Here is a 4,128-nt window from a genome sequence, read left to right on the forward strand (position 1 = left end):
TGCTTCATTATACCGCACTTTCGGCTGCCGTATGTGGCATGTCATCATTCTCACCACGGCGGGAACCTCTTCACCCCTTCCCCTCTATCGAGGACATGCCGCCGGCCTATCTTCCGAAAAATGGCTTATAATAAAAAGATGAAGGTGAAGGCGATAAAGACCGAGGAATATACCATAACAGAGGAACCATACTACCGTCCTGTCGGCAAGGAGACGGCGCTCTTCACATCGGCATACAAGAATCAGGTGCCGGTTCTCCTGAAGGGTCCCACGGGATGCGGGAAGACGAGGTTCATGCAGTACATGTCATGGAAATTCCGGAGACCCCTCATAACGGTCTCCTGTCATGACGACCTTACCGCTGCCGACCTCGTGGGGCGATACCTCGTTCAGGGCGGCGAAACGGTCTGGGTTGACGGTCCCCTCACAAGAGCGGTGAAAGCAGGCGGTTTCTGTTACCTCGATGAGATTGTCGAGGCGAGGAAGGATACCACCGTCGTCATCCATCCGCTCGCGGACGACAGAAGGATCCTCCCCGTAGAAAAGAGGGGTGAAGTCCTGAAGGCGCAGCCCGAGTTTCTTCTCGCCGTCTCTTATAACCCCGGCTATCAGTCCGTCCTCAAGGACCTCAAGCAGAGCACGCGGCAGAGGTTCCTCGCGCTCGAGTTCACCTATCCGCGAAGGGAAGACGAGGCGGAAATCATCAGCCATGAATCCGGAATCGACGGCGAGACCGCGACGAAGCTCGTCAGTCTTGCTGAGAAGACGAGGAATCTCAAAGACCGGGGACTTGCCGAGGGAGCGAGTACCCGTCTTCTCATCCATGCGGGTAAACTTATCCGGTCTGGTATAGAGCCGAAGGATGCCTGTGAGGCTGCCATTGCGGAACCGCTTACCGACGACCGGGAGATGTTGAGGGCGCTTTCTGAACTGATCATTTCGATTCTCTGATGTCCGCCATCACGAAGAGACAGATCGATAACCTGCGGGAGGACCTCTCGCGGAACCTGACCCTCGATTTCTTTGAAGACGGGGAGATTAACGAAGTCCTCCGCGATGTCGGTTCTCTCGAAAAGGGGATCGGGGAGAAGACCCTTGCCCTCTGTTGTGCCCTTTCTCATGCGAGTTCCTCTCTCGTGCCGAATACCCTGAAGCGGATAAAGAAGGCCAGCCAGCATCTGCCTCATCGGGATGCCGAGAGATGGATAACCCATGCCTTCGATCTCCTTGATGCGGGAGGGATCGACGCCTTCCTCTCCTTTGTTTCGATGACCGACGAAGATTCCCTCGCGAAATTTCAGAACCCTGAGGGCCTCAATCTCCATGCGGTCTCTTCGATCCTCGAGACCTATCTCAAGGGGATTTCGGGCAGGGAACTGAAGATCGCACCCGACAGGGAGTCTTTCACGGATGGCGTTACCATCTACCTGCCACCGTTCCTGAAGAGATTCGGCGATCCGGAGATGAATTTTCTCCTCTATGAGTTTATGGCGGCTCACAAGTGGGCTCAGATTGCCGGAGGCACTCTGAATCCGCCCGAGGAAACGCTGAAGGCCTTTCTCTATGACCCCACAATCTCCTATCCCGATATAGAGACCTTCTTCAGACTTTTTCAGGAAAGAGAACTCGCCACTGATATTTACAACCTCCTTGAAGCGATACGGCTCGATGCTTTTCTTCGTCAGGAATTGCCGGGACTTATGAAGAGAATGGAAGGGATCAAAAGCAAGATCTTTGAAGAACGGTCTCTCACCGACGGTCTGTCAGAGAAGACAACGTTTGTTGAAGGACTCTACCACTACTACCTGTCGGGCAAGACGAATGGTCACACCCCGGAGCTTTTCAAAAGCTATCTTCAGGAGATCGAGTTGCTGAAAGGCGCTGCCGGTTCTCATGAAAGCATGAATCTCCTATTGCGGATCTATGGGAGGGCGGTTGAGCTGGAAGGAGACTATGAGTCCCGAGGCTTGCGATCCTTTATCGGCAGTATCAGGCCGGAAAGGGTTTCTCACCGGATCAGGGCGGAGCGGCGTGCGAGGAAGAAGCGAATAGAGGGGATAATAGCGAGGCTGATGACTCTCCCTGAACTCGAAGTCCGAGAGAGGCCCTTAACAGGAGAGGTGCAGCGCGAGAGTTCTGTGGATCCCGGGAAAGAGTATCTCCTTATGAAGGGAAGGCTCATAGAACTCGACAGCGAACTGAGAGACGTAATAGAAGAGCGGGGCGGAATTCCGGGCGGAATACTCGTCAAGGGTTCCGATTTCGGGGCGGGAACAAGTGTGACCCTTTCAGAAATTTATGAAGATCAGGAGGTTCCATCTTCAGCAGGCGGGATAAAGTATGACGAATGGGACTTCAGGAGAGGGGGCTACAAAAGAAAGTGGTGCAGTCTCTATGAGCACGAGGGTTATTCGGGGCATGAGCCTTTTGTAGAGATTACCCTCAGACGCTACGGAGGGTATGTGACGATGCTGAGGAAGAAATTCGAACTCCTCAGGAGAGAGACGAAAATACTGAGGCGACAGAGGGATGGAGAGGACATAGACATTGATGCTGTTGTCGAAGCCTATTCCGATATGCGCGCCGGGGTTTCTCCAGGAGAGAACCTTCTTACCAGGCTTGACAGGGATGAGAGGAGTATCGCGGTCCTCTTTCTCCTCGATATGAGCGGCTCGACAAAGGGCTGGGTGAATCAGGCAGAAAAGGAGGCCCTCGTTCTCATGTCCGAAGCCCTCGATGCCCTGGGAGACCGTTATGCCATATACGGGTTCTCGGGTATGACGAGGACGAGATGCGACTATTACCGGATAAAGAGCTTTGAAGAGGCCTATTCGGAGAAGGTGAAGGATCGCATCTCCGGCATAAGCCCGAAGGACTACACAAGGATGGGGCCACCCATTAGACATTCTGTCCGGATCCTCCGCTCGGTCGAGGCTAAGACGAAACTCCTCGTCACCCTGAGTGACGGAAAGCCCGAGGACTGGGACGCCTACAAGGGAGACTATGGCATCGAGGACACACGGAAGGCCCTCATCGAGACGAGGGAGAGCGGCATCCATCCGTTCTGTATTACGATAGACAGAGAGGCGGGTTCCTATCTTCCCCATATGTACGGCGAGGCGAACTATATCGTCATCGATGATGTGCAGAAGCTCCCGAACAGAATAACGGAGATCTACCGGAGACTCACTACATGATCTCCTTGAGAAACAGAAGGAGTCGTGAAGTGCCGGTGAAAGGAGGGTCATCATGCCGCATGCCGGGTTAATGGACGAGCGTGCCTTTGGGCCGGAGGGCTCCTTGCAGAGGGCCAGGCTTCACATTCGCGGGGGGAAGAGAAGGCTAAGGCAGGGGAAATTATCGGCGGGGATCGTAACGCTCTATGATGCGGTCTCGGCCGCGATGGAATGGTATGTTTCTTCACCCGAGAGGCGGAAGGAGCTTGATATCAGAGATGGTGATGACCTCAATGACGAGAAAATCCTTTATGACATACTCTTACGCTCAGGCGTTCTCGACGGCAGCTTTGACTATCGGGCATTTGACGGTCTGATCCAGAAGGTACTCTATGAGGATGAAGTCGGTCTTGACTATGAGAAGAGTCTGGAAGAGATCGAATCGTTCATGACAAGGCTTGGCGTCATGCCCTTTGATGAGAGCGAACTTCCCCCTGAAGACCCTTCAACGTTCTGAACGATTTCGTGATTTTTGTTCTGGGGCTGAATGTCAGAGGAGCACGAGGAGACTCATCATCGCGATCGACCAGATGATGTCGAGCGGCAGTTGGAGTTCGCAGGTCGAATCGAAGAGAAGGTCTGTCCTCGGGGGAAACTCTTCATCCCCCTTCCAGAGGATTAGAACGACCGGAATCCTCGGGAGGGGGAGAAGTCTCATGGAGGCGTCGCCATAATCTGTTCGATCTCCGCTCAAGTCTTCACAGCGTTTGAGAAATCCGGTCACGTCATTTCCATATCTTCCCGCCACTGCATCTAGGGGAAGCAGATGGGTCCCCCTGAAAAAGAGCTCTCCTCCTTTCAGGTTAGCCGGTTTTATGAGGCGTCCGGTGAGGGAGATGTCCTTTGCGTTGACGAGATACCAGAGCGCCGAAAGCTTGAAAAAGTACCCTAG

Annotated in this window: 4 protein-coding genes; 3 read left to right on the plus strand and 1 reads right to left on the minus strand. The window is 53.7% G+C overall.

Features of this window, described 5'->3' with window-relative positions; all coding sequences use genetic code 11:
• The 3 genes from VEI96_12485 to VEI96_12495 all read left to right on the plus strand — a co-directional run.
• Positions 1 to 951, plus strand: a 951-nt coding sequence (locus VEI96_12485) for a CbbQ/NirQ/NorQ/GpvN family protein (GenBank protein HXX58812.1), incomplete at its 5' end; no start/stop codon positions are given.
• Entirely contained in the window at positions 951 to 3,197 is a 2,247-nt protein-coding gene (locus tag VEI96_12490) for a hypothetical protein (GenBank protein ID HXX58813.1), read from the plus strand. The genes VEI96_12485 and VEI96_12490, both read left to right, overlap by 1 nt.
• A 52-nt stretch (positions 3,198 to 3,249) precedes the next feature.
• Positions 3,250 to 3,693: a hypothetical protein gene (locus tag VEI96_12495; protein ID HXX58814.1), complete on the plus strand. Its 444-nt coding sequence runs from the start codon at positions 3,250 to 3,252 to the stop codon at positions 3,691 to 3,693.
• A gap of 33 nt (positions 3,694 to 3,726) precedes the next feature.
• Here the strand turns inward: VEI96_12495 and VEI96_12500 are convergent.
• Positions 3,727 to 4,128, minus strand: a 402-nt coding sequence (locus VEI96_12500; GenBank protein ID HXX58815.1) for a DUF3786 domain-containing protein, incomplete at its 5' end; no start/stop codon positions are given.

The organism is Thermodesulfovibrionales bacterium (genome assembly GCA_035622735.1).
Classification (GTDB): Bacteria; Nitrospirota; Thermodesulfovibrionia; order Thermodesulfovibrionales; family UBA9159; genus DASPUT01.